Here is a 24,353-nt window from a genome sequence, read left to right as displayed (position 1 = left end):
TTGCGGGATCAGAGGGTGGGGGCGCGGAGGAACGGCACGAGGACGGCCCGATGCGGGCGGAGTCCTCCGGTTGCGGTTCTAGGAGAGCGCGCTGCGTCGCGACGCGAAGGTATCGGTCACCGAGTGCGCGAGGCGCGCGGCGGAGAAGCCTGCGAGCGTGGCGTTGAGCTGAATCATCATCGGTGACCTCCTCTCGTGTCGTGATCCGGTGTGTAACCGTAGCGAACCCGAGCGCGCCGAGTCAAGCATCCCCGGTCGCCTCCGGCGTGTCGCGCGGTCTCGCGATCCGGTCGTCCGCCGTGTGGGATGCCGGTCGATCCGCGGGATTCCGGTAGCGTGAGGCGGGTGAATGTCCCCGGACGAACGGTGCCCGCATGCATCTGAAGAGCCTGACGCTCAAGGGCTTCAAGTCGTTCGCCCAGCCGACCTCCTTCGTCTTCGAGCCGGGCGTCACCTGCATCGTCGGACCGAACGGATCCGGAAAGTCGAACGTCGTCGACGCGCTCGCCTGGGTGATGGGGGAGCAGGGCGCGAAGACGCTCCGCGGCGGCAAGATGGAGGACGTCATCTTCGCGGGCACCTCCACGCGCGGTCCGCTCGGCCGTGCGGAGGTGCAGCTCACGATCGACAACGCGGACGGCGCTCTGCCGATCGAGTACGCCGAGGTCACGATCAGCCGCACGCTTTTCCGCAACGGCTCCAGCGAGTACGCGATCAACGGATCGAGCTGCCGCCTTCTCGACGTCCAGGAGCTGCTCAGCGACTCGGGGCTCGGGCGCGAGATGCACGTCATCGTCGGCCAGGGGCGACTGGACACCGTCCTGCAGGCATCGCCGGAGGACCGCCGCGGCTTCATCGAGGAGGCAGCGGGCATCCTCAAGCATCGCAGGCGCAAGGAGAAGACCCTCCGCAAGCTCGACGCGATGGAGACCAACCTCACCCGCCTGAGCGACCTCGCCGGCGAGATCCGGCGCCAGCTGAAGCCCCTCGGACGCCAGGCGGAGATTGCCCGCGAGGCGCAGACGATCGCCGCGGTCGTCCGCGACGCGAAGGCGCGGATCTTCGCCGATGACGTCGTCGCCCTGCGCACGGCTCTCGCCGATCACACCCGCACCGAGCAGGAGCGTCACACCGAGCGGCTCGTGCTCACCGATCAGGCCGACTCCGTCCGCGCGGAGATCGCGCGGCTGGAGGCCTCGCAGAACTCCGCGGCGGTGGACGCCGCGCGCGGTGTGGCCTTCGGACTGGAGCAGGTGCAGGAGCGGATGCGCGGGCTGTACACGCTCGCGAACCAGCGGCTGGCGCTGCTCGGTTCGGAGGAGGACGATGCGGCCGTCACCGCGGTGACGGTCACGCAGGCGACGATCGACGAGGCAGGGGAGGAGATCACCACGATCTCCGAAGGGCTCGGAGATGCGCAGGATGCGGCGGCGGCGGCGAGCCGGGAGGTCGTCGCGGCGCGCGCGGAGCTCGACACCCTCGACGTCGACATCGCCGAGCAGAGCGCTCTGGTCTCCGAGTACGACATGCGCCTGAACACCCTGCGCGGCAATGCGGAAGCGGCGGCATCCGCTCTCGCGGCGGTCCGCGGGGCGGTGCTGCGTCAGGAGAACGCGCTCGAAGCGGCTCACGCCCGTCGCAGGGAGGCCGCGGAGGCTCTGGAGGCCATCGAGGACGCCGAGGCGCCGCAGGGCACGGCCGCAGAGCACGCGGCCGAGTACGAGGCGGCGCAGGCCGCCGCCACCGCCGCGGAGGCGGAACGCGAGGGTCTCCGAGAGCGTCTGCACGCGGCGGAGCGCGAGGTGGATGCGCTGACCGCGAAGGCGGCGGCCCTCAGCAGCGCCCTGTCGATCTCCGGGGGAGCGGCCGAGATCGTGCAGGCCGGCGGACGAGGAGTGCGTGGCCTCGTCGGCGACGCCGTGCAGGTCACGGCGGGATTCGAGGCGGCGATCGCGGCCGTGCTGGGGCCGCTCGCCGAGGGGGTCCTCGTCGATCGGGCGGAGGATGCGTTCCGGCTGGCGGCTGAGGAGCCGGGGCGCGGGGTGGTCGACTTCGTCATCGCCGATGCGGTCAGGGCGGCGGTCTCGCTGCCGGAGCTGGCGGGTGTCACGCCTGCCGCGGATGTGGTCATCGCGCCGGACGGCGTGCTCGGCATCCTCGGCCACGTGCTCATCGCGGATGACTCAGCCGCCGCGCAGAGCGCGCGTGCGGCGCTGGACGCCCTGGTGGACTCGACGACGACGATCGTGACGAAGGGCGGCGAGGTGCTGACCGCGCACACGCTGCGATCCGGGTCCGGAGGAGAGCGGTCGAGACTGGAGCTCGCCGCGGAGCGCGACGCCGCACGAGAGCGCCTCGACGAGGTGCGCGTGATCGTCGACTCGCTGCGTGAGGCGCGCGCGGACGCGGATGAGACGGTCGAGGGCGCGCGCCGGCATGCGAAGGACGCACTGCGCGAGCTGCGCGAGCACGACGCGGCGCTGGCGAGCTTCGCCGAGCAGGTGAACCGTGTGACCGTGCAGCACGAGTCCTCGATCGCCGAGTGCGAGCGTCTGGAGGCGGGACTCGTGCAGGCGCAGGCCGCCGTCGCCGATGCCGAAGCGGCGGCGGAGAAGGCGAAGCGCGAGGTGGAGTCGGCGGAGTCCGCGCCGCGTCCGGTCCTGGACGCCTCCGCGAGGGACGGACTGCTCGAGGCGCTCGAGGCTGCGCGCGAAGGGGAGATCACGGCGCGACTCGAGATCGAGACGCTGCGCGAGCGCGTGCGCGCCGCGCAGGCGCGGGTGGCGAGCCTCGAGCGTCAGCGGGAGCAGGAACGGGAGGCGGCGGCGGAGGCGGCCAGGCGTGCCGTGATCCGGCGGGCGCAGCGGGAGGCGGCGGCGGGCGTCGCCGAGGAGCTCCCGCGCATCCTGGACTCCCTGGATCGCTCGGTGACGGAGGCGCGCTTCGCGCTGTCAGCGGCCGAGGCGGCGCGGTCGGCCCAGAACGAGGAGCTCACGGCGCTGCGCGTCCAGGAGACGACGCTCCGCGAGCGTCTGGCCGGACTCACCGAGAGCGTGCACGGGCTGGAGCTGCAGATCCACGAGAAGAAGCTCCACCTCACGAGTCTGCTCGAGCGCGTGGCCAGCGAGCTGGCGCTCGACGAAGATATTCTCATTGCGGAATACGGTCCGGATCAGCTGGTGCCGAGGGATGTCCTCGACGCCGAGTCGGAGGACTCCGGCGTTCCCTACGATCGTCGTGTGCAGCAGCGCCGCCTCGCCGAGGCGGAGCGCAAGCTCGCGCAGCTCGGCCGGGTGAACCCGCTCGCGCTCGAGGAGTTCGCCGCGCTCGAGCAGAGGCATGCGTTCCTCACCGAGCAGCTCGCAGACCTCACCAGCACCCGCCAGGATCTGCTGACGATCATCGCCGATCTCGACGAGCGGATGCAGGCGATCTTCGCGTCGGCCTTCGAGGACACCAAGCAGGCGTTCGGCGAGGTCTTCCCCCTGCTGTTCCCCGGCGGTTCGGGGAGCATCTCGCTCACGGACCCGGACAGCATGCTCACAACGGGCATCGAGGTCGCGGTGCGCCCTGTGGGCAAGAAGATCGAGCGGCTGTCGCTGCTGTCCGGTGGCGAGCGCTCGCTGGCCGCCGTCGCGCTGCTGGTCGCGATCTTCAAGGCGCGCCCCAGCCCGTTCTACATCCTCGACGAGGTCGAGGCGGCGCTCGACGACGCCAATCTCGGGCGCCTTCTGACGGTGTTCGAGCAGCTGCGCGAGAGCTCGCAGCTGCTCGTGATCACGCACCAGAAGCGCACGATGGAGATCGCCGACGCCCTCTACGGCGTCTCGATGCGCCAGGACGGCGTGTCCGCCGTCGTCGGTCAGCGCGTCGGCGATCGAGCCGCCGCCGCGAGCTGAGCGGCTGCGGCCGGATAGCCCGGATCGCAGGAGGGATACGCGGCGCGTCCGGACGCGCCGCCCCGGCTGCGGCCGGTCTGGTCTCCGCCGGATGCCGTCAAGACGCCGCGAGGGACGCCTCGAACCCGGTCACCAGCGCGCCGAAGCCGGGCACGTCCTGCGGTCGGTGCCGCGCACCGGGGAGGACCTCGTGTCGCGCGTCGCGAGAGGCCAGCACGCTCGCGATGAGCTCGTACTCGTCGTTCCAGCCGCCCGTGACCACGAGCGCGGGGATGCCGTCGAGCATCTCGGCACGCACACCGTGGCCCCACGGCAGATTCGTCGTGGCCCAGCGTTCGGCGAGGGCGCGCTCCTCGTCCCAGAGCGCGGGATCGAAGGGGCCGCCGAACATGAGCGGGCGGAGCATGCCCCAGAAGCCGACGAGGGCACCGGCCTCCGCCTGCGCGCGAGCCTCCGTGACGATGCCGATGTGCCGTTCGATCGCCGGCTCGCCGCGCGCGATGTCATACAACGCCGGTTCCACCAGGACCAGCCCGCGGGCGTTCATGGCATGCGCCGCGACCACGGCGGGCACGGCTCCGATCGAGTGCGCGAACACGAGCGCCCCCGGATGCTCCTCGGAGAGCATCCGGGCCTGGTCGGCGACGCCCGATCCGGGAGAGAAGCCGACGAACTCGCCATCGGAATCCGCCTGCGCGGGCCAGGCGTCCGCACCTCTCCGGCCGGACCCGTGGATGAACACCCGTCCGAGTGTCGTCTGCATGCGGCGATGCTACCCGGCGCCGGGGCCGTTCGTGAGGGCTCAGGTGCATTCCCACCGCCTAGGCTGGATGCATGGCGGAGAAGTCCTGGTCCCTTGGTCGCGCGCTGCGCGGCATGTTCGTCAAGCCCACGATCGACGAGACGACCTGGGAGGATCTCGAGACGGCGCTCATCACGGCGGACTTCGGCCCCGACATCTCCGAGCGCATCGTCGAGGAGCTGCGCGAGAAGGTGGACCGCTACCGCACCACGGATCCGCGTGATCTCCAGCGGATGCTCCAGGAGACGCTCGAAGAGCACTTCGCGGCCTTCGACACGACCCTGAAGCTCTCCGAGCGTCCCGCGGTCGTCCTCATCGTCGGTGTGAACGGCGTCGGCAAGACGACGACGATCGGGAAGTTCACGAAGTTCCTGCGCGGCTACCAGCGTTCGGTGGTCGTCGGCGCCGCAGACACGTTCCGCGCCGCCGCCGTCGACCAGCTCGCCACGTGGGCGCAGCGTGCAGGCGCGGCGATCGTGCGTCCGCAGCAGGAAGGCCAGGATCCGGCATCCGTCGCCTTCCAGACGGTGGAGTACGCGAAGAACCAGGGCATCGAGATCGCCATCATCGACACCGCCGGCCGCCTCCACACCAAGGGCGGGCTGATGGACGAGCTCGCCAAGATCCGCCGGGTGGTGGAGAAGCAGGCGCCGATCAGCGAGGTGCTCCTCGTGCTCGACGCCACCACAGGCCAGAACGGCGTCCTCCAGGCAGAGGCATTCCTGCAGCACGCCGGGGTCACAGGCCTTGTCATCACGAAGCTCGACGGATCGGCCAAGGGCGGCTTCATCCTCGCGGTCCAGGAACGTACCGGCATCCCCGTGAAGCTGCTCGGCCAGGGCGAGGGGATCGACGATCTCACCGGCTTCACTCCGCACGCCTTCGTGCAGGCCCTGGTCGGCCGGTGATCGGGGCTACCGTGAGCGCGCCGGGACTGGTTTCATAGCGTTATGGCGATCGAACACGACTACTTCGGGCTCCTGTCGTCCGGGCCGGACGGATCGATCTTCTGGTCGGAGACGATCGAGCTCGGCGACCAGACGGTCACGGTGGATCTCACCGCGCCCGATCAGGACGACGTCTCGCCCGACGCGCTCGACATCGCCGCGGCGCTGATCTCCGGGCTCGAGGACGTGGACGCCACCGCGCGGCGCGGGATGCTCGCCGAGGTGGACGACCGCACGAGCGAGGTGACCGAATACATCCTTCAGCAGCAGGAGGCATACGGCGATGAGCTCACCGATGTCCTCGTGGACGTCTCCGGCGATGCGTCCGTCGACATCATCCGGTCGCTCCGCCTCATGAGCATGACGATCCTCGCCGACGAGCACGGCGGCACCGAGCCCTTCGCGGTGCTCGAGTACGCCCTGGACGCCGACGACACCGACGACGTGCTGCTGGTCAATCTGTCGTCCGATGGCTCGGTGCAGTCGGTGATGAGCGCCGACTGAGCCGAGACTGCAACACCACGCCGAGACCGCGCCGTATCGACGCGGTCTCGGCGTGGTGTTGGTGATTCGAGGTCGGGCTGCCCGCGCTCGCTTCCTCCTCGCTCAACGAGCGGGAGGGAGGTCAGACCGCCTGTGCGAAACCGAGGTCGGCGCTGTCCGCGATGTGCGCGAGATGTGCGGGGATCTCACGTCCCTTCGACACCATCGACTGCGCCCAGAGGCGGCCGGCCCGGTAGGAGGAGCGTACAAGGGGACCCGCGAGCACGCCGAGGAAGCCGATGCGCTCGGCTTCCTCCTTGAACTCCACGAACTCTGCGGGCTTCACCCACCGCGAGACCGGATGATGCCGTGGCGATGGGCGCAGGTACTGCGTGATCGTGATGATGTCGCAGCCGGCGTCATGGAGGTCGTGCAGCGCCTGGACGACCTCCTCCGGCTCTTCGCCCATGCCGAGGATCAGGTTCGACTTGGTGATGAGCCCGGCATCCCTCGCCTGCGTCAGGACGTTCAGCGAGCGCTCGTAGCGGAAGGCGGGACGGATGCGCTTGAAGATCCGCGGCACCGTCTCCACGTTGTGTGCGAACACCTCCGGCCGCGCGTCGAAGATCTGCCCGAGGAAGGCTGGATCGGCATTGTGCTCGTTGGCGAGCAGCTCGACGCCGGTGTTCGGGTTCTGGGCGTGGATCTGGCGCACGGTCTCCGCGTTCAGCCATGCGCCGGTGTCGGGGAGGTCGTCCCTGGCGACGCTCGTGACCGTGGCGTAGCGCAGGCCCATCCTGGTGACGCTCTCGGCGACGCGCCGCGGCTCGTCGGTGTCGTAGGCGTCCGGCCTGCCGGTGTCGATCTGGCAGAAATCGCATCGCCTCGTGCACTGCGAGCCGCCGATGAGGAAGGTGGCCTCCTTGTCCTCCCAGCATTCGAAGATGTTCGGGCAGCCGGCCTCCTGGCACACGGTGTGGAGGTCCTCACTCTTCACGAGCGTCTGCAGCGCGGTGTACTCCGGGCCCATCTTGGCCTTCGTGCGGATCCACTCCGGCTTGCGCTCGATCGGCGTCTCCGCGTTCCGGATCTCCAGGCGCAGAAGCCTGCGTCCCTCGGGCGCGGCGGCGCTCATGCGGGGACTCCGGCGTACTCGGCGAGGAACGCCGCACCGACGCCGTCGATGATGTCGGCGGGGGACACGTCGGCGCCGATCACCTCGCTGACGGTCGTGACTCCGGCATCCGTGATCCCGCACGGGATGATTCCGCGGAAGCCCGCGAGAGTGTTGTCGCAGTTGATGGCGAAGCCGTGCATCGTGACCCCGCGCTGCACGCGGACGCCGATCGCGGCGATCTTGTCCTCGCTGAGCGGGCGGCGCACCCATACGCCGCTGCGCCCCTCGACCTGATATCCGTCGACGCCGAGCGGGCGGAGGATGTCGATGAGAAGGCGCTCCAGGCGTCGCACGTGCGAGACGACGTCCATCGGCTCGGGCAGACGCACGATCGGATAGCCCACGAGCTGTCCCGGCCCGTGCCAGGTGATCTTGCCGCCCCGATCCACGTCGATGACCGGGGTGCCGTCGGAAGGCCGCTCCTGCGGCTCGGTGCGCTTGCCCGCCGTGTACACCGCCTCGTGCTCCAGCAGGATCAGCGTGTCGTCGCGTGCGCCGTCCACGATGTCGGCGTGGATGCGGCGCTGCAGCTCCCACCCCTCGAGATACGGGACGTACGCCGGTGCGAGTCCGGGTGTGAGGATGTCGAGCATGCTCGTCCTTCCCTGATTGATGGATGCAGTCCAACAATACTCCTGATCGGCATCCGCGGTGCGCGGTACGGTGAAGGGGTGACTTCCGACTCCCGCGCCGGCCGCCCGCGCGCCTCCTCTCGCGAGACCCTCGCCGAGGCGGCCTGCGAGCTGTTCCTGGAGCAGGGCTACGAGGCGACGTCGGTGGCGGACATCACGCGCAGGGCCGGCGTCAGCCGGTCGAGCTTCTTCAACTACTTCTCCTCGAAGTCGGACGTGCTGTGGTCGGGGATCGACGAGCGCATCGATCACGCCATCGTCTCGCTCGGTCTGCTGGGGCCGGATGGCGGGGGAGAGGCGGTGCGCGGCATCCTCCTGCTCGTGCTGCGGGACTTCGCACCGGATCCCCTCGCGCTCGCCCTCCGCAACGCGCGGGTCATGGGGCTGCAGGAGGAGCTCGTGCGGGACACCGGGGTGCGCCACGCGAGACTCGCGGCGGCGGTGTCCGCGGCCGCGACCTCGACCGGGATCGATGTGATCACGGCGGACATCCTCGGGGCAGCGCACGCGGCGGCCGTGCTCTCCTCTCTGCGGGTGTGGGCGGAGCAGGGCGCAGGGCGCGGCAGTCCCGAGGCGGTCCTGCGGGAGGCGCTCGGCGCGATCCACGACCTTCCCTGGAGCATCTGACCGCTCCGCGGACGAAAACGCCGATGCCGGACAGGTCATGAGTGAACCTATCCCCGAGGAGGAACTCATGAGCAGGGATCAGCTGGACGAGCTGCTGGACGGATCCGCGCCGGCCGTGGCGGAGATCGCATACGCGGACGTGCGCGCCATGGTCGCCGACGCGAAGGCGGAGGCACGGCCCCCGCAGCCGCGTGCCAAGAAGGCTGCGCTGGCGACCGGCGTGCTGGCGCTGCTGATGGCCGGCGGCGCGGGCGTCGCGACGGCATCCGGAGACTGGCTGTGGGGCGACGGCCTGGAGAACCCCGACCGCAGTTACACCTACACGGCGCCGACTTGGGGCCAGTGCGAGATCCGGTTCAGCGGATTCGACACCCACAACATCCTCATCCAGGCGGATGTGAACCGGATCATCGACGACTGGTTCGCGCACACGGACGTCGAGGCGGCCGCGGCGCCCTATGTGGATCACTACCTCGCGCAGCTCGAGTCGGATCAGGCGGACGACATCGCGTCCGGAGAGCTCACGGATCCGCGCCTGCCCGATCTGAACGCCTGGGAGGCGCATCAGCAGGCGCTCAGCGAGGCGCTCCATGTGGAGCTCAACGCGCACGGCTACGACAGCGGATCCGGTGACCTCGAAGGAACGGATGCGCACAGTCAGCTCCACTGCGAGGGCGAGGACTGGGGCGGAGAGGGCGGGGAGCAGTGAGCCGTCGCGACGAGCCGGTGACGGCGGCGCTGGAGGCGAGCGCGGCCGACCTGCTGGCCTACCTGTCGCGTCGCGTCGGGCCTGACGATGCGCCGGATCTCCTGGGCGAGACCATGGTCGTCGCGTGGCGGAGGGCGCGTGAGGTGCCAGCAGACGCGGAGCGGGCACGGATGTGGCTGTTCGGCATCGCCCGCGGCACGTTGCAGAACCATGCCCGCGGACAGCGCCGGCGGTGGGCGCTGGCGGACCGGATCCGCGGCGCCTCGTCGTCGTCGGCCGCCGCGCCCGCCGACGACGGGGTCGAGGTCCGGGATGCCGTCGCGCGCCTCGACCCGGAGCTCGCCGAGCTGGTGCGCCTCGTCCATTGGGAGCGCCTGAGCCTCGTCGATGCCGCCGAGCTCCTCGGCATTCCCGCGTCGACGGCGCGGGGCCGCTATCAGCGGGCGCGAGACCAGCTCCGCGCCGCGCTGAGCGTGGAGGCGCCGCTCGCGTAGAATCGAGAGCACCATGGCTACCTTTGGCACGCTCTCCGATCGGCTCACCGAGACCTTCCGCAACCTCCGTACGAAGGGAAAGCTCAGTGCGGCGGATGTCGATGGCACCGTCCGTGAGATCCGTCGCGCCCTGCTGGATGCCGACGTCGCGCTTCAGGTCGTCAAGGACTTCACGGCGAAGGTCCGCGAGCGCGCGCTCGGAGACGAGGTCAACAAGGCGCTCAACCCGGCGCAGCAGGTCGTGCAGATCGTCAACGAGGAGCTCGTCGCGATCCTCGGCGGCGAGCAGCGCCGTCTCGAGTTCGCGAAGACCCCGCCGACGGTCATCATGCTGGCGGGCCTGCAGGGCTCGGGCAAGACCACCTTCGCCGGAAAGCTCGCCAAGCAGCTGGAGAAGGAAGGCCACACGCCGCTCCTCGTGGCCGCCGACCTGCAGCGTCCGAACGCGGTGAACCAGCTGCAGGTCGTCGCTCAGCAGGCCGGAGCCGCGGTCTACGCGCCCGAGCCGGGCAACGGCGCCGGCGACCCGGTCAAGGTCTCGCGCGACGGCGTCGACCACGCCCGCCGTCAGCAGCACGACGTCGTCATCATCGACACCGCCGGACGCCTCGGCGTGGACGCCGAGCTGATGAGGCAGGCCGCGGACATCCGCAGGGCCGTGCAGCCGGACGAGGTCCTGTTCGTCATCGATGCGATGATCGGTCAGGATGCCGTGAACACGGCCAAGGCGTTCCAGGAGGGCGTCGACTTCACCGGCGTCGTCCTCTCCAAGCTCGACGGCGACGCGCGAGGGGGCGCCGCGCTCTCGGTGGCCTCGGTCACGGGCCGTCCCATCATCTTCGCGTCGACCGGTGAGAACCTCGACGACCTCGAGTCGTTCCACCCGGACCGCATGGCGAGCCGGATCCTCGACCTCGGCGACATCCTCACCCTCATCGAGCAAGCCCAGCAGGCCTTCGACGAGGAGGAGGCCAAGAAGGTCGCGGAGAAGCTCGCCAACGAGGCCTTCACCCTGGAGGACTTCCTCGAGCAGCTTCAGCAGATGAAGAAGATGGGCTCGATGAAGAAGATGCTCGGGATGCTCCCGGGCATGGGGCAGATGAAGCAGCAGCTCGACGACTTCGACGAGCGGGAGATCGATCGCACAGAGGCGATCATCCGCTCGATGACGCCGGGGGAGCGGCGCAACCCGAAGGTCCTCAACGGCTCGCGCCGGCTGCGCATCGCACGAGGATCCGGGATGACCGTGACCGACGTCAACCAGCTCGTGCAGCGCTTCGAGCAGGCGGCGAAGATGATGAAGACCGTCGCCCGCGGCGGGACCCCCAACATCCCCGGCATGGGACCGGTGCCCGGGATGGGGCGCCCCGGCGCCTCGTCGAAGCGCGGGAAGAAGGGCAAGTCGTCCGGCGGATCGCGCTCGGGGAACCCCGCCAAGCGTGCGGCGGAGAACGCCGGTCTCGCGACGACGGCCCAGCCCACCGGATCCGGATTCGGCCTCGGCAGCGCCGCGCAGGGCGCGCCGAGCGAGGCGGACCTCGCCGAGATCCAGAAGCTCTTCGGCAAGGGCTGAGTCCGCGTCTCGAGCAGTCGGACGCTCGTGGCGTCTTCCGCTTCGGCTCGCTCGGCTTCCGCCCGTGGCGTTCGCTGATGGACCCCGGCCAGGGGCATCCCCGCGCATCCTGTGCCCCGGAGCATGGGATGCACGATCCGAGTCGTGCCTGCATACTCCGGAGCGCGCCTTCGCGTCCGGGAAGTCGCGGGTCAGCTGTCAGCGCACCCGCAGCAGCCCGGACATGCTTCGGATGCTGTCCGGGTCGTTGCGGGTGGAGTCGCCGGTTAGCCGCATCTTCCCGGACATGGTCAGCAATCGGCAACCAACGCGATACGTCGTGCTGTGCGAGAGCATCAGGCAGCGGCGCGCGGACGGCTCCGCTCGGCCTGCGGCGGAACTGTTGATCAGGGCGCGGCGAGCTCCACGGCATCCACGCCGTGCGCTTCGCGCAGCGTCGTGAGCGTCTCCTCGACCTCCGCGGTGACGCGGGCCGCATCCCAGTCGAGCAGGGGGGCGAGACTCTCCGCCACGGTCCGCACCGCGTCGGCATCCGCGCGCCCGGTGAAGGCGAGATCCGTGCGGCGGAAGACGACGTCGCCGACGTGCCGCACCTTCTCGTGCTCGACCATCCAGGCGAGCTCCCTCGTCGACAGCGCGTCGCCGAGGAGCGGCTCGTCGTGCTCCTGCGCGAGGTAGTCCGCGACGTCCGCGGCACGCGTCCCGTAGCGCGTGAAGAGCACGCGTCCGCGCACTGTGTCGCCGACGTTCTGACGCAGCCACTCGATGCGGCGTCGAGGTGTCGAGGGGTAGCCTTCGCCGCCGCCGATGCGCACGCCCTTCGTATCGGCGACGCGCGGGCGGCCGAGCTCTTCGAGCACCCGGTCCGCGAGAGTCTCGCCGAGCGCTCGGAAGGTCGTCCACTTCCCGCCGACCAGGCTCAGCACGGGCGGAAGCCCGGCATCCCGGCGCCGTTCGATCCGGTAGTCGCGGGACACGAACCCCGGCGCCGTGTCATCGTGGTGCGGGAGCGGACGGATGCCGGCGTAGCGGTACACGATCTGCGAGCGGTCCACGGCGATCGTCGGGAACACGTGCGCGATGAGATCGAAGAAGTAGTCGACCTCCTCCTCCGTGCAGCGGGCGGGTTCCCGAGGATCGGCCTCGAGGTCGGTGGTGCCCACGAGCACGCGATCCTTCAGCGGATAGATCAGCACGATGCGCCCGTCGGAGTGCTCGAAGAAGATCTCGCGTCCCCCGGTGGCGTCCAGGAGCTCCGGATGGTCCAGCACGATGTGCGAGCCCTTCGTCCCGCCCATGAACGCGGTGCGGGCGCCCAGGGCGTCGTTGGTGAGATCCGTCCACGGACCGGAGGCGTTGACGACGACTTCGGCCGCGATGCGGAACTCGGCGCCCGTGTCCCGGTCGCGCAGCAGCACGCCGTCGCCGTCGAGGCCGATCGCCTCGACGTAGTTGAGCGCGTGCGCCCCGTCGTGCGCGGCCTCGCCGTCGCGGAGCACGTCGAGCGCGAGACGTTCGGGATCGTGCACGGATGCGTCGTAGTACGTCGCGGTGTACTTCACCTCCGCGTCCAGCTTCGGCAGCGCGGCGAGGGACTTCTTCCGGCCGTGGAACCGGTGGCGCGGCACCGTTCCGCCGGCGCGGGAGAACGTGTCGTAGAGGGTGAGGCCGATCTTGATGAGGAAGGCGCCTCGTTCCTGCGGCTTGCCCTGCCTGTGCGTGAGGAAGCGCAGGGGGGCGGCGAGGATCCCGGAGAACGTCGAGTAGATCGGGATCGTCGTCTCGAGCGGCTTGACGTAGTGCGGTGCGATCTTCAGGAGGCCGTTGCGTTCGGTCACCGACTCCTTCACGAGGCGGAACTCGCCGTTCTCGAGGTAGCGGATGCCGCCGTGGATCATGTGACTGGATGCGGCTGTGGCGCCGCTCGCGAAGTCGTCGCGTTCGACGAGGAGCACGTCGACGCCCTGCAGGGCGAGATCCCGGAAGGTCGAGATGCCGTTGATGCCCGCCCCGATGATCACGACGCCGGTGCGTCCGCTCTCGCGCGCGGTGCGGACGTCGTCTCGTTCTGCGGGGATGCCGGTCATGATCTCTCCTCCAGGGCCTTCACGCTCTATCCTGAACGCGAGAGCACACCTGCGCAAGCGGGGTGCACAAACGTGCAAAGGAGTTCGGATGAGCGCGACGCCCCTCAACGATCCGCGTGCCGCGTCCGCCCTGCGCGCCGCGCAGATGTACTACCTCCAGGACATGACCATGGACGCCATCGCCCGGGATCTGCGCACCTCCCGATCCTCGGTGTCCCGCCTGCTCAGCCATGCCCGCGAGTCGGGGCTCGTCGAGATCCAGATCCGTCCTCCGCAGGGGCAGGAGCTGCGCCTGGAGGAGGCCATCCGCGCACGCCACGGCATCGCCGCGCACGTCGTGCCGACGGCGCACAACCTCTCCGACGTGGAGCTCTTCGAGCGCGTCGCCATGAGCGCGGCGCGCCTGCTGCCGGCGTACTTCGACTCGAACATGACGCTCGGCATCGCCTGGGGCTCCACGCTCGACGCGATCAGCAGGCATCTCCCCAAGAAGGAGACGCACAACACCACCGTGGTGCAGCTCAACGGGGCGGGGAACACGTTCACCTCCGGCGTCGACTACGCGAGCGAGATCATGCAGCGCTTCGGCCAGGCCTTCGGCGCCGGCATCCAGCAGTTCCCCGTGCCGGCGTTCTTCGACGATCCGCGGACCAAGGAGGCGATGTGGCGGGAGCGCAGCACCCGACGCGTGCTCGACCTGCAGACGAGGGCGGACATCGTCCTGTTCGGGCTCGGATCGCCGTTCGCCGAGGTGCCGAGCCGCGTCTACATCGGCGGATATCTGGACAAGGCGGACTTCCGGAGCCTGCGCGAGGACCGGGTCGTCGGAGACATCGCCACCGTCTTCTACCGGCAGGACGGCAGCTGGAAGGACATCGAGCTCAACGCGCGCGCCACAGGACCCGGCTTCCCCGTCCTCGGTCGTGCGGCCCGGAGGATCTGCGTCGTCTCGGGCATCCAGAAGCTCCCGAGCCTCCGGGGGGCGATCGCGACGGGCCTCATCACCGACCTCGTCATCGACGAGCGGCTCGCCGAGCATCTCGTCGAGCTCTGACCGTGCACGTCCGTGCACGCGTACCGCGCCGATGCGTGCGCGTCTTCTAGGCTGGGCACGAAAGCCGACAACGCCGTCCAGGCGGGGGAGAACACCTTCTATGCACATCGTCGCCATCGACCAGGGCACCACGAGCACCCGCGCGATCGTCTTCGACGCGAGAGGAGCGATCGTCGCGAGCGGCCAGCAGGAGCACGAGCAGATCTTCCCCGAGGCCGGCTGGGTCGAGCACGATGCGAAGGAGATCTGGCGGAACACCCTCGCCGTCATCGACAGCGCCCTGGAGCAGGCGAAGATCCCCGCATCGGACGTCGCGGGCATCGGCATCACCAATCAGCGCGAGACGGCCGTCGTCTGGGACCGGCGCACGGGAGAGCCGGTGTACAACGCGATCGTGTGGCAGGACACGCGGACGCAGGATCTCATCGACGCTCTCGCGGCGGACGGCGGCGTCCGCCGGTTCGCGGGGACGACAGGACTGCCGCTGGCCACCTATTTCTCGGCATCCAAGATCGCCTGGATCCTGGCGAACGTGGACGGCGCCAGGGAGCGGGCCGAGGCGGGCGACCTGCTGTTCGGCACCGCGGACAGCTGGGTGCTCTGGAATCTCACCGGCGGCGTCGACGGCGGTGTGCACGCGACGGACGTCACGAACGCCAGCCGCACCCTGCTGATGGACCTGCGCACCCTCGACTGGGACGAGGAGCTGCTGGCGGCCTTCGGGATCCCCCGTGCGATGCTGCCCGCGATCCGCTCCTCCTCGGAGGTGTACGGGACGGCGGCGGGCACGGCGCTCGACGGCGTCCCGATCGCGGCGATCCTCGGCGATCAGCAGGCCGCCACGTTCGGCCAGGCGGCGTTCGGAGCGGGGGAGTCGAAGAACACCTACGGCACGGGGAACTTCCTCATCGTCGGCACCGGCGACCAGATCGTCGAGAGCGAGAACGGGCTCATCACGACCGTCGCCTACCGCCTGGGCGACGCGCCGCCGCAGTACGCGCTCGAGGGGTCGATCGCGGTGACCGGGTCGCTGGTGCAGTGGCTCCGCGACAACCTCGGCATCATCTCCCGCGCCCCGGAGGTGGAGGAGCTCGCCCTGACCGTCGAGGACAACGGCGGCGTGTACATCGTGCCCGCCTTCTCCGGTCTGTTCGCCCCCTACTGGCGTCCTGACGCCCGGGGGGCGATCCTCGGCCTCACGCGGTTCGCGCACAAGGGGCACATCGCGAGAGCGGCGCTGGAGGCGGTCGCCTTCCAGACCCGCGAGGTGCTGGACGCCGTCGCCGCGGATACCGGGATGCCCCTCGGGGAGCTGCGCGTCGATGGCGGGATGGCGGCCAATCAGACCCTGCTGCAGTTCCAGGCCGACGTGCTGGGCGTTCCGGTCATCCGCCCCGCGGTGATCGAGACGACCGCGCTGGGCGCGGCCTATGCCGCAGGCCTCGCGGTGGGGGTCTGGGACGATCTCGACGAACTGCGCGGGATGTGGCGTGAGGACGCGCGGTTCGAGCCCGGCATCGATGAAGCGGAGCGCGAACGCCGCGTCGCTCGCTGGCGCAAGGCGGTCACCCGCACGTTCGACTGGGTCGAGGACTGAGTTTCAGGCCGGTTCCGGTCCGGAGCGGAACTCGCGGATGAGGTGCTGGACGACCTCTCGGAGATCGCCGTCCGAGGCGTCGGCCACGGCGACCTGCCGCTCGTAGCTCGCCCCGCCGGCGAGGATCGCGCCGACGCCCTCGAGCTCCACGGCGCAGCGCAGATCCCTCGCGATCGGCGCGAGCTCCTCGATGAGGGTCGCGAGATGCGCCCGCACCGGCTCCTGGGTGCCGTCGGCGTCGATGATCAGACGGGCGTCGAGCCCGTAGCGCGCGGCGCGCCACTTGTTCTCCCGGTGGAACCAGGCGGGCAGCGTCGGCAGTGCCCGGCCGGCATCCAGCATCCGGGAGAAGTGCTCGACGAGCACCTGCACGAGGGCGGCGACCGAGGCGAGCTCGGCGAGCGTCGACATCCCGTCGCAGGCGCGCACCTCGATCGTCCCCCAGCGGGGTGCGGGGCGGATGTCCCAGCGCACCTCCGAGGCGTCGGCCATCACGCCGGTGCGCACCATGTCCTCGAGATAGCCCTCGAAATCGCGCCAGTCCCGCAGCGGCCAGGGAAGCCCCGCCGTGGGCAGCTGCTGGAAGACCAGCGCGCGGTTCGACGCATAGCCGGTGCGTTCGCCCGCCCAGTACGGGCTGGAGGCCGCCAGGGACTGCAGATGGGGCAGGAAGCCTGCGAGCGCGGCGATGATCGGGAGGACCTTGTCGCGATCCTCGACGCCGATGTGCACATGGATGCCCCAGATCATCATGTTGCGCCCCCACCACTGGGTGCGCTCGATGAGCTTGTGGTACCGCGTCTTGTCCGTGACCTGCTGGTCGTACCACTGGGCGAAGGGATGGCTCCCCGCGGAGAGCAGCTCGATGCCCGCGGGGTCCGTCGCCGCGCGCACCGCCGCGATCGCCGCCGCGATGTCGCCCACGGCATGGGACACGGTCTCGCCCACGCCGCTGGTCACCTCGATCGTGTTCGTCAGCAGCTCCCCGGTGACGGTATGGCGCTCGTGCTCGCTCTCGGCCTCGAGGGCGGCGAGCAGCTCTGGCGCGCGGCCGACGAGATCGCCCGTCTCCGGATCGGCGAGCATGATCTCCCATTCGAGGCCCACGGTGGAGCGAGCGGATTCGGCGAATGCGATGGTCACGAGCACAGTCTGACACGCGGCATCCCCGCTCCCGACGCGCGGCGAAACACCGCGTTTCGCGCCCCGCCGCGCGATCTGGCAGAATAGAGGGTCGGACGGCCCGCTCGACCCTCTATCCAGCGTGCATGTCCTCCCGCAGAGCTTCCGCCGGGAGTGCACCCCACTCTCCAGGCGATCGGTTCACACTTCCTTCCACACCATTCAGGAGAATCGTGGCTGTCAAGATTCGTCTCAAGCGCCTGGGCAAGATCCGCGCGCCGTACTACCGCATCGTCGTCGCCGACTCGCGCACCAAGCGCGACGGTCGTGTGATCGAGGAGATCGGCAAGTACCACCCCACCGAGGAGCCCTCGTTCATCGAGGTCGACTCCGAGCGGGCGCAGTACTGGCTCTCCGTCGGCGCCCAGCCGACCGAGCAGGTCACCGCCATCCTCAAGATCACGGGCGACTGGGGCAGGTTCAAGGGCGACAAGGACGCGAAGTCCACGCTCAAGGTCGCCGGAGAGAAGGCGGTCTTCGAGGTGGACGCCGCGAAGAAGTCCGTCGTCAAGCCCAAGGCGGAGAAGAAGGCGGAGGCCCCCGCCGCCGAGGCAGACGCGGAGGCCGCCGAGGCCCCCGCCGCGGACGCCGAGTAATCCGTCGTGCTGGCCGCCGCGCTCGAACACGTCGTCAAGGGGATCGTCGATCATCCTGACGACGTCCGCATCACCGAGTCCACGTCGCCGCGAGGCGATCTCCTCGAGGTGCGCGTGCACCCCGATGACCGTGGACGCGTGATCGGGCGCGGCGGCCGCACCGCGAAGGCTCTTCGCACCCTGATCACGGCCCTCGCCGACGGACGTCGCGTCCGCGTCGACGTCGCGGACGACTGACGTGGCGGCGAAGGACCGGAACCAGGGCAAGAACCAACTGCGCGTCGGCCGTCTGGTCAAGGCGCACGGGCTCAAGGGCGCCCTCAAGCTCGAGCTCTACACCGACAACCCCGAAGGACGCTTCGTCCCGGGGGCGGCGTTCACGTTGCAGGTGCCCGAGGCGTCTCCGTGGCACGGCAAGAGCATCACCGTCCGCGAGTACCGCGTGATGAACGGCAACTCCGTGGTGTTCTTCGAGGACATCGACGACCGCACGGCGGCGGAGGGGCTGGTCAGGGCGATCCTGTGGATCGATCAGGACGACGCGGAGCCCGAGGAGAACGCCTGGTACGACCACCAGCTCACCGGCCTCGACGTGGTCCGCGACGACCGGGTCGTCGGCCGTGTGGTGCGCATCGAGCACCTTCCGGCGCAGGATCTGCTCATCGTGCGCCCGGCGACGGCATCCGGCGACGACGCCGAGATCATGGTCCCGTTCGTCGAGGCGATCGTCCCGACCGTGGACATCTCGGCCGGACGCGTCGTCGTCACCCCGCCCGCGGGGCTCTTCGAAGAGCTTCCGGATGCCGAAGACCAGCCGTCCGCCGACGACTGATCCGTCTATCCTGATCCCGTGCGCACTTCGACTCCCGATGCTCGCTCAGCACACCGCTTCGACGTCGTCTCGATCTTCCCGTCGTACTTCGACGCCCTGACGCTGTCCCTGCTCGGCAGGGCGCAGGACGCCGGCCTCATCGAGCTGAACGTCCGCGACCTCCGGGACTGGACGGGCGACCGTCATCGCACGGTCGACGACACGCCGTACGGCGGCGGCGCGGGCATGGTCATGAAGCCCGAGCCATGGGGTCTCGCCCTCGACGATCTGGCCGGCACGTCAGCGAACCGGCCGACCATCATCTTCCCCTCGCCCGCCGGCGAGGTCTTCACCCAGGCGACGGCCCGTGACCTCGCGACGCGTGAGCATCTCGTGTTCGGATGCGGCAGGTACGAGGGCATCGACGAGCGCGTCTTCGAATACGCCGCCGAGCTGGGCGAGGTCCGCCTCGTGAGCCTCGGCGACTACGTCCTCAACGGCGGCGAGGTCGCCGTGATGGCCATGATCGAGGCGATCGGCCGCCTCATCCCCGGCGTCGTCGGCAATCCCGAGAGCCTCGTCGAGGAATCGCACGAGGACGGCCTGCTCGAGTACCCCTCGTACACCAAGCCGGCGTCCTGGCGGGAGCGCGCCGTCCCGGAGATCCTGCTGAGCGGCAACCACGGCGCGATCGCGGCATGGCGGCGCGAGCAGCAGCTCGATCGCACGCGCCGCCGCCGACCCGATCTGCTCGGAGACGCGGACTCCTAGAGCACGCGCTCCCGGCCGGCGTCCACCTCGATCACCAGCCCCTGCGGATGCCGCAGCGACAGCGCCTCCCCGGCGCCGAGGCCGCGCAGCTCGGCGCGCAGCATCCGCCCGATCATCTCGTGCGACACCAGCAGCGGGAGGCCGTCCGCCTGCCAGCCGCATTCGGAGAGCGCGCGCCTGGCTCGCAGACGCGCCTGCGCATAGCTCTCGCCGCCGGGGAACGCCCACCCGTAGCGGTTCTCGGCGCGCTGCTCGCGGATGCCGGGATGGGCCTGCTCGATCTGCGCCCAGGTGAGGCCGGCGAGGTCCCCGTGGTGCACCTCGGCGAGATCGGCGATCTCGACGAGCTCGGCGTCGATCCGCTCCGCGATGATGCGCGCCGTGGCGACGGCCCGCCCGAGCGGGCTCGTGCACACCGTCCGGATGCCCAGGCCCGTGAGGCGTTCGGCGGCGGCGTGCGCCTGGGCGACGCCCTCCGGCGTCAGGGGGGAGTCCAGCTGCCCCTGCAGGCGTCCCTCGACGTTCCACACCGTCTGACCGTGTCGGACGAGGAACGCCCTGGACGGCACGTGACGGTCCTGCGGGAGCATGCACCCAGGATGGCACACCGGGGCATCGACGGGCGGGAGCCGCCTGTTAGCGTCGAGGGGTGAGGATCTGGTCGCTGCATCCGCGCTACCTCGACAGGCAGGCGCTCGTCGCATGCTGGCGCGAGACCCTGCTCGCGCAGGCGGTCCTCGCGGGGGACACGAAGGGGTACACGCAGCATCCTCAGCTCGAGCGGTTCCGCGCCTGCGAGGAGCCGATCGCGGCCGTCGGCGCGTATCTTCGCGGCCTGGCGGCCGAAGCGGACGTCCGCGGATACCGGTTCGATCGCGCGCGCATTCGGCATGCCGGCGGTCACGACGTCCTCATCGACGTCACGCGGGGCCAGATCGAGCGGGAGCGGGAGCATCTGCTGGCCAAGCTCGTTGTGCGCACGCCCGAGGCCTTCGAACGGTTCCGATCGCTGCGGGATCCCGATCCGCATCCGCTGTTCCGCGTCGTCCCAGGACCCGCCGCCTTCTGGGAGCGGGCGCGCCCCGCCGAGCGCTGAGGCCTCAGTCGACGCCGAGGAACGAACGGTCGGTGAGGATGATCGGCCCCTCGTCGGTGATCGCCACGGTGTGCTCGGAGTGGGCGCCGCGGGAGCCGTCCCCGCTGCGCAGCGTCCATCCGTCGTCGTCCGTGACCAGCTCGTCCGTCGTCGCGAGGAACCACGGCTCGAGGGCGAGCACGAGACCGTTGCGCAGGGGGAAGCCCCGGCCGGCGCGTCCGTCGTTGGCGACGTGCGGGTCGCCGTGCATGGTGCGTCCGACGCCGTGTCCGCCGAAGTCGGTGTTGATCGAATAGCCTTCGCCGTGGGCGACGGCCGCGACGGATGCCGAGATGTCGCCGATCCGGTTGCCGACCACCGCAGCCGCGATCGCGGCGTCCAGGGCCCGCTCCGTCGTGTCGATGAGGCGGAGGTCCTCGTCCCGCGGCGTGCCGACGACGAACGACACGGCGGAGTCCGCCACCCAGCCGCCCACCGAGACCGCGAAGTCCAGCGTCACGAGGTCGCCGTCGCGGAGTGCGTAGTCGTGGGGGAGGCCGTGCAGCACCGCGTCGTTCACGGAGGTGCAGATGACCTTTCCGAACGGTCCGCGCCCGAACGACGGCGCATAGTCGATGTAGCAGGACTCCGCGCCCGCTTTGCGGATCATGTCGTGCGCACGGCGGTCGATCGCCAGCAGGTTGGTGCCGACCTTCGTCTCGTCCCTCAGAGTCGCGAGGGTCTCGGCGACGAATCGCCCTGCGGCTCGCATCTCGTCTATCTCGGCCGGGGTGCGCAGTTCGATCATGGTGTTCCTCTCGTCAGCTCCATTCTCCCGGAAGTTCCTGGTGCATCCTCCGCCCGCTCACAGCGAACACCGCGAAACCTCCGCAGAGTGCGTCGTACCATCGGATCATGTGGTTGCGACAGGCGTTCTTCCGGTGGCTGTTCCCTGCCGCGTTCGTGCTGCCGCTGTGGCTGCTCGTCGGCTGGGGCGTCTTCAACGCGGGAGGGTGGGCGTTCCTCGGCACGATCTTCATCGCGATCCCGTCGGTGCTCCTCGGCCAGCTGGTGCTCACGCTCCTGGTGCGCTCGCGCCCGTCCGTGAGGGTGAGTCGCGCCGTCTCATGGTGGGACGTCGCCGGATTCTCGCTCTGGCACGTCCTCACGATCCTGGTCGGCTGCTATCCGCAGGCCTGGTTCGGCTGGGCGCTGGCCGGTGCGATCGTCGTGGCCATCGCACTGTTCTGGCTGTCGCTGTGGCAGCTGTGGAACGAGGCGAGAGGCACAGGCGGCATCCGCATGGCGACGGCTTCGTGGCGTGCGCCCGTCGCCGACGAGGCTCCCGGAGGCGAGGACGTCGGCGGCGAGGTCTTCGTGATCCGCGAGAAGCCCGCCTCAGACGACTGAGCCGCGTTTTGGCGGGCGGCGGCATCCATGGCAGAATGGTTCCTTGTGCCGTGACCGGCTCTGCCTCAGGGGAGCCCGCGGACGCATTCTGCGCCGTACGGCACACCACAACGTATTCCTTCCAGCTTGCACCCGACCTGTGGCGGATGCAGAGAGTAGACGATCATGCAGATCCTCGACGCCGTCGATGCGGCTTCGCTCCGCTCGGACATTCCCGAGTTCTTCCCCGGTGACACCGTCAAGGTGCACGTGAACATCACCGAGGGCAACCGCTCCCGCATCCAGGTCTTCCAGGGCGTCGTCATCGGTCGCTCCGGCGATGGTGTGCGCGAGACCTTCACCGTCCGCAAGATCAGCTTCCAGGTGGGCGTGGAGCGCACCTTCCCCGTGCACTCGCCGGTGATCGACCACATCGAGGTCGTCACCCGCGGCGACGTCCGTCGTGCGAAGCTCTACTACCTGCGTCAGCTGCGCGGCAAGAAGGCGAAGATCAAGGAGAAGCGCGACCGCTGATCAGCGCCGCTTCTCGAAAGCACCCCGGGACACTCGCGTCCCGGGGTGCTTTCTTTCGCCAGGAGTGTGCGAACCTTGAGTGTGCCGCCTGCGCGGCATGTATCCCCGTGAAGGAATGAGATGTCGACTGAGTCCACCCCCGCACCGGTGCTGAAGAAGCGGCGTGGCTTCCTGATCTTCCTCCGGGACGTCGTCGTCATCGTGCTGATCGCGGCCCTGGTCTCCTTCCTCGTGAAGACCTTCGTGGTGCGCTCCTTCTACATCCCGTCCGGTTCGATGGAGCAGACGCTGCTCGTCGACGACCGGATCCTCGTCGATGAGCTGACTCCGCGCTGGACGGGTTACGAACGCGGCGACGTCATCGTGTTCCAGGATCCGGGCGGATGGCTCCCTCCGGCGGTCGAGGAGCCGCCGCAGCCGCCGCTCCTCGAAGCCGTCGACGCGGTGCTGACGTTCATCGGGATCTCCGCCTCCGATTCGCAGGACCATCTCGTCAAGCGCATCATCGGCCTTCCTGGCGACCACGTCGTGTGCTGCAACGAGCTCGGGCAGATCACCGTCAACGATGCGCCCATCGACGAGCTCGCCTATCTGAACCTGCCGGAGGGGAGCACGCTCGCCTCCGAGGAGCCCTTCGACGTCACGGTTCCGGAGGATTCGCTCTGGCTGCTCGGCGACAACCGCAACCGCTCCCAGGATGCGCGCGCCCATCAGGATCTGCCCGGCGGCGGCTTCGTCCCGTTGGAGAACGTGGTCGGCAAGGCCTTCCTCACGACCTGGCCGCTGAGCCGTCTCGGCGCCATCGACGGGCATCACGACGTGTTCAACGGAGTTCCCGACGCACGATGATGGCCGTCACCGTGCCGACGCTGCGCCTGGAGCGGGCGCTTCTCAAGGAGCATGAGCTCGTCGTCGCCCTCGACGAGGTCGGACGGGGCGCGCTGGCCGGCCCCGTCGCGGTCGGCGCGGCCGCGATCGACGCCAGGGGAGCGCGGCGGCGCATCCCGGACGGGCTGCGGGACTCCAAGCTCGTCCCCGAACGGCGCAGGCCGGACGTGGCCGCTCGCGCGGCGGCGTGGGTGCCGGCCTCCGCCGTCGGCTGGGCATCGGCCGCCGAGGTCGACGAGGTGGGCATCATGCGGGCGCTCGGCCTCGCCGCCTCCCGCGCCCTGCTCGGGGTCGTCGAGCAGGGCGTCGCCGTGGAGAGGGCTCTGGTGCTGCTGGACGGCAATCACGACTACGTCTCCGCCGTGCACCCTTCGCCGCTGCGCGTGCGTCCCGTGATCAAGGCGGACCGGGACTGCGCCTCGGTGTCCGTCGCCTCCGTGATCGCCAAGGTCGCAAGGGACGACCTGATGACGCGCCTGCACGACGAGCATCCGGTCTATCAATGGAATCGGAACAAGGGCTACGCGAGCGCGGAGCACCGCACCGCCATCCGCGAATCGGGCCTCTCGCCGTTCCACCGGGCGTCCTGGGCCATCGGAGACGCGGCGCCGACGCTCTTCTAGAGGTGCTCGCTCCCCGGCGGCAGCCGCGGCCCCGTTCGCCTCGTAGGATGGAGGAATCATGGATGAGGAAGCCTTCGACGACTACGACCGCGAACTCGAGCTCGCGCTGTTCCGCGAGTATCGCGACGTCGTGCAGCAGTTCCAGTACGTCGTCGAGACGGAGCGCCGGTTCTATCTCGCGAACGAGGTGAACGTCGTGCGTCGCGACACGGAGCACGACTTCTACTTCGAGATCTCGATGAGCGACGTCTGGGTCTGGGACATCTACCGGGCCGATCGCTTCGTGAAGGCCGTCCGGGTGCTCACTTTCAAGGACGTCAACGTCGAAGAGCTGCAGCGGCGGGAGTTCGAGCTCCCGGAGGAGCTGTCGCTCGACGGCAAGTGACTCGTCCTCCACAGGAGG

General features: G+C 69.7%; 26 protein-coding genes. 19 read left to right on the top strand and 7 right to left on the bottom strand.

Annotated features, from left to right (window positions below):
* The first annotated feature begins 374 nt into the window (after positions 1–374).
* Positions 375–3,899 (top strand): chromosome segregation protein SMC, encoded by a 3,525-nt coding sequence (gene smc / locus ACYVGQ_RS10640; protein WP_460784590.1) that lies wholly within the window; start codon positions 375–377, stop codon positions 3,897–3,899.
* Positions 3,900–3,996: 97 nt separating this feature from the next.
* On the opposite strand, the gene ACYVGQ_RS10635 is transcribed toward smc, so the two are convergent.
* Positions 3,997–4,662, bottom strand: a complete 666-nt coding sequence (locus ACYVGQ_RS10635) for a hypothetical protein (protein ID WP_460784589.1) — start codon at positions 4,660–4,662, stop codon at positions 3,997–3,999.
* Positions 4,663–4,733: 71 nt separating this feature from the next.
* Here ACYVGQ_RS10635 and ftsY point away from each other — a divergent pair, with 71 nt between their 5' ends.
* Both ftsY and ACYVGQ_RS10625 read left to right on the top strand, forming a co-directional pair.
* The gene (gene ftsY, locus ACYVGQ_RS10630) at positions 4,734–5,609 is read left to right on the top strand and encodes a signal recognition particle-docking protein FtsY (protein WP_460784588.1); all 876 of its coding nucleotides are present in this window, start codon (positions 4,734–4,736) and stop codon (positions 5,607–5,609) included.
* 42 nt (positions 5,610–5,651) lie between these two features.
* A complete protein-coding gene (locus tag ACYVGQ_RS10625; protein WP_460784587.1) occupies positions 5,652–6,152 on the top strand; it encodes a DUF2004 domain-containing protein in 501 nt (166 codons plus the stop codon).
* A 121-nt stretch (positions 6,153–6,273) separates the two neighbouring features.
* Here the strand turns inward: ACYVGQ_RS10625 and lipA are convergent, their stop codons facing one another.
* Positions 6,274–7,266, bottom strand: a complete 993-nt coding sequence (gene lipA, locus ACYVGQ_RS10620; RefSeq protein WP_460784586.1) for a lipoyl synthase — start codon at positions 7,264–7,266, stop codon at positions 6,274–6,276.
* On the bottom strand, positions 7,263–7,901 hold the full coding sequence (lipB, locus tag ACYVGQ_RS10615) for a lipoyl(octanoyl) transferase LipB (RefSeq protein ID WP_460784585.1): 639 nt from the start codon (positions 7,899–7,901) through the stop codon (positions 7,263–7,265). The genes lipA and lipB overlap by 4 nt, the downstream gene beginning before the upstream one ends.
* Positions 7,902–7,979: 78 nt before the next feature.
* On the opposite strand from lipB, the gene ACYVGQ_RS10610 reads away from it, so the two are divergent.
* From ACYVGQ_RS10610 to ffh, 4 genes are all read left to right on the top strand, one after another.
* On the top strand, positions 7,980–8,567 hold the full coding sequence (locus ACYVGQ_RS10610) for a TetR/AcrR family transcriptional regulator (protein ID WP_460784584.1): 588 nt from the start codon (positions 7,980–7,982) through the stop codon (positions 8,565–8,567).
* A gap of 67 nt (positions 8,568–8,634) precedes the next feature.
* Complete coding sequence (locus ACYVGQ_RS10605) at positions 8,635–9,276, top strand: hypothetical protein (protein ID WP_460784583.1); 642 nt, start codon at positions 8,635–8,637, stop codon at positions 9,274–9,276.
* A complete protein-coding gene (locus ACYVGQ_RS10600) occupies positions 9,273–9,770 on the top strand; it encodes an RNA polymerase sigma factor (RefSeq protein WP_460784582.1) in 498 nt (165 codons plus the stop codon). The genes ACYVGQ_RS10605 and ACYVGQ_RS10600 overlap by 4 nt, the downstream gene beginning before the upstream one ends.
* Positions 9,771–9,783: 13 nt before the next feature.
* The gene (gene ffh, locus ACYVGQ_RS10595; protein WP_460784581.1) at positions 9,784–11,343 is read left to right on the top strand and encodes a signal recognition particle protein; all 1,560 of its coding nucleotides are present in this window, start codon (positions 9,784–9,786) and stop codon (positions 11,341–11,343) included.
* A 386-nt stretch (positions 11,344–11,729) separates the two neighbouring features.
* Here the strand turns inward: ffh and ACYVGQ_RS10590 are convergent, their stop codons facing one another.
* The gene (locus tag ACYVGQ_RS10590) at positions 11,730–13,430 is read right to left on the bottom strand and encodes a glycerol-3-phosphate dehydrogenase/oxidase (protein WP_460784580.1); all 1,701 of its coding nucleotides are present in this window, start codon (positions 13,428–13,430) and stop codon (positions 11,730–11,732) included.
* An 88-nt stretch (positions 13,431–13,518) separates the two neighbouring features.
* Between ACYVGQ_RS10590 and ACYVGQ_RS10585 the strand changes: the two genes are divergently transcribed.
* Together ACYVGQ_RS10585 and glpK are read left to right on the top strand one after the other, a co-directional pair.
* On the top strand, positions 13,519–14,484 hold the full coding sequence (locus tag ACYVGQ_RS10585; RefSeq protein ID WP_460784579.1) for a sugar-binding transcriptional regulator: 966 nt from the start codon (positions 13,519–13,521) through the stop codon (positions 14,482–14,484).
* A gap of 100 nt (positions 14,485–14,584) precedes the next feature.
* The gene (gene glpK / locus ACYVGQ_RS10580; RefSeq protein ID WP_460784578.1) at positions 14,585–16,081 is read left to right on the top strand and encodes a glycerol kinase GlpK; all 1,497 of its coding nucleotides are present in this window, start codon (positions 14,585–14,587) and stop codon (positions 16,079–16,081) included.
* Between the two features lie 3 nt (positions 16,082–16,084).
* On the opposite strand, the gene ACYVGQ_RS10575 is transcribed toward glpK, so the two are convergent.
* Positions 16,085–17,224: a glutamate--cysteine ligase gene (locus ACYVGQ_RS10575; protein WP_460784577.1), complete on the bottom strand. Its 1,140-nt coding sequence runs from the start codon at positions 17,222–17,224 to the stop codon at positions 16,085–16,087.
* 212 nt (positions 17,225–17,436) lie between these two features.
* Here ACYVGQ_RS10575 and rpsP point away from each other — a divergent pair, with 212 nt between their 5' ends.
* From rpsP to trmD, 4 genes are read left to right on the top strand one after another with little or no spacing between them, the layout of a single operon-like run.
* Positions 17,437–17,859, top strand: coding sequence for a 30S ribosomal protein S16 (rpsP, locus tag ACYVGQ_RS10570; protein WP_460784576.1), 423 nt, complete (start codon positions 17,437–17,439; stop codon positions 17,857–17,859).
* A gap of 6 nt (positions 17,860–17,865) precedes the next feature.
* Positions 17,866–18,096 (top strand): RNA-binding protein, encoded by a 231-nt coding sequence (locus ACYVGQ_RS10565; protein WP_460784575.1) that lies wholly within the window; start codon positions 17,866–17,868, stop codon positions 18,094–18,096.
* 1 nt (position 18,097) lies between these two features.
* Entirely contained in the window at positions 18,098–18,691 is a 594-nt protein-coding gene (rimM, locus tag ACYVGQ_RS10560) for a ribosome maturation factor RimM (protein WP_460784574.1), read from the top strand.
* An 18-nt stretch (positions 18,692–18,709) separates the two neighbouring features.
* Positions 18,710–19,441: a tRNA (guanosine(37)-N1)-methyltransferase TrmD gene (trmD, locus tag ACYVGQ_RS10555; RefSeq protein ID WP_460784573.1), complete on the top strand. Its 732-nt coding sequence runs from the start codon at positions 18,710–18,712 to the stop codon at positions 19,439–19,441.
* Here the strand turns inward: trmD and ACYVGQ_RS10550 are convergent.
* Positions 19,438–20,031, bottom strand: coding sequence for a histidine phosphatase family protein (locus ACYVGQ_RS10550; RefSeq protein ID WP_460784572.1), 594 nt, complete (start codon positions 20,029–20,031; stop codon positions 19,438–19,440). The genes trmD and ACYVGQ_RS10550 overlap by 4 nt on opposite strands.
* A 59-nt stretch (positions 20,032–20,090) precedes the next feature.
* Here ACYVGQ_RS10550 and ACYVGQ_RS10545 point away from each other — a divergent pair, with 59 nt between their 5' ends.
* Positions 20,091–20,537, top strand: coding sequence for a pyrimidine dimer DNA glycosylase/endonuclease V (locus ACYVGQ_RS10545; protein WP_460784571.1), 447 nt, complete (start codon positions 20,091–20,093; stop codon positions 20,535–20,537).
* 4 nt (positions 20,538–20,541) lie between these two features.
* Here ACYVGQ_RS10545 and map read toward each other — a convergent pair whose 3' ends face one another.
* Complete coding sequence (map, locus tag ACYVGQ_RS10540; protein ID WP_460784570.1) at positions 20,542–21,324, bottom strand: type I methionyl aminopeptidase; 783 nt, start codon at positions 21,322–21,324, stop codon at positions 20,542–20,544.
* A 107-nt stretch (positions 21,325–21,431) separates the two neighbouring features.
* Between map and ACYVGQ_RS10535 the strand changes: the two genes are divergently transcribed.
* The 5 genes from ACYVGQ_RS10535 (at position 21,432) to ACYVGQ_RS10515 (ending at position 24,335) form a co-directional block, all read left to right on the top strand.
* Positions 21,432–21,926, top strand: coding sequence for an MFS transporter permease (locus ACYVGQ_RS10535; RefSeq protein WP_460784569.1), 495 nt, complete (start codon positions 21,432–21,434; stop codon positions 21,924–21,926).
* Between the two features lie 165 nt (positions 21,927–22,091).
* Positions 22,092–22,439: a 50S ribosomal protein L19 gene (gene rplS / locus ACYVGQ_RS10530; RefSeq protein ID WP_452330094.1), complete on the top strand. Its 348-nt coding sequence runs from the start codon at positions 22,092–22,094 to the stop codon at positions 22,437–22,439.
* A 120-nt stretch (positions 22,440–22,559) separates the two neighbouring features.
* Positions 22,560–23,288 carry a signal peptidase I gene (lepB, locus tag ACYVGQ_RS10525; RefSeq protein ID WP_460784568.1) on the top strand — a complete coding sequence of 243 codons (729 nt, stop codon included), beginning with the start codon at positions 22,560–22,562 and terminating at the stop codon, positions 23,286–23,288.
* Positions 23,288–23,950: a ribonuclease HII gene (locus tag ACYVGQ_RS10520; protein WP_460784844.1), complete on the top strand. Its 663-nt coding sequence runs from the start codon at positions 23,288–23,290 to the stop codon at positions 23,948–23,950. Before lepB ends, ACYVGQ_RS10520 begins: the two co-directional genes overlap by 1 nt.
* A gap of 58 nt (positions 23,951–24,008) precedes the next feature.
* Positions 24,009–24,335 (top strand): DUF2469 family protein, encoded by a 327-nt coding sequence (locus ACYVGQ_RS10515; RefSeq protein WP_452330091.1) that lies wholly within the window; start codon positions 24,009–24,011, stop codon positions 24,333–24,335.
* The last annotated feature ends 18 nt before the right edge of the window (positions 24,336–24,353 follow it).

Source organism: Microbacterium tumbae (assembly GCF_054780175.1).
This window is presented reverse-complemented; position numbering and strand designations above follow the sequence as displayed.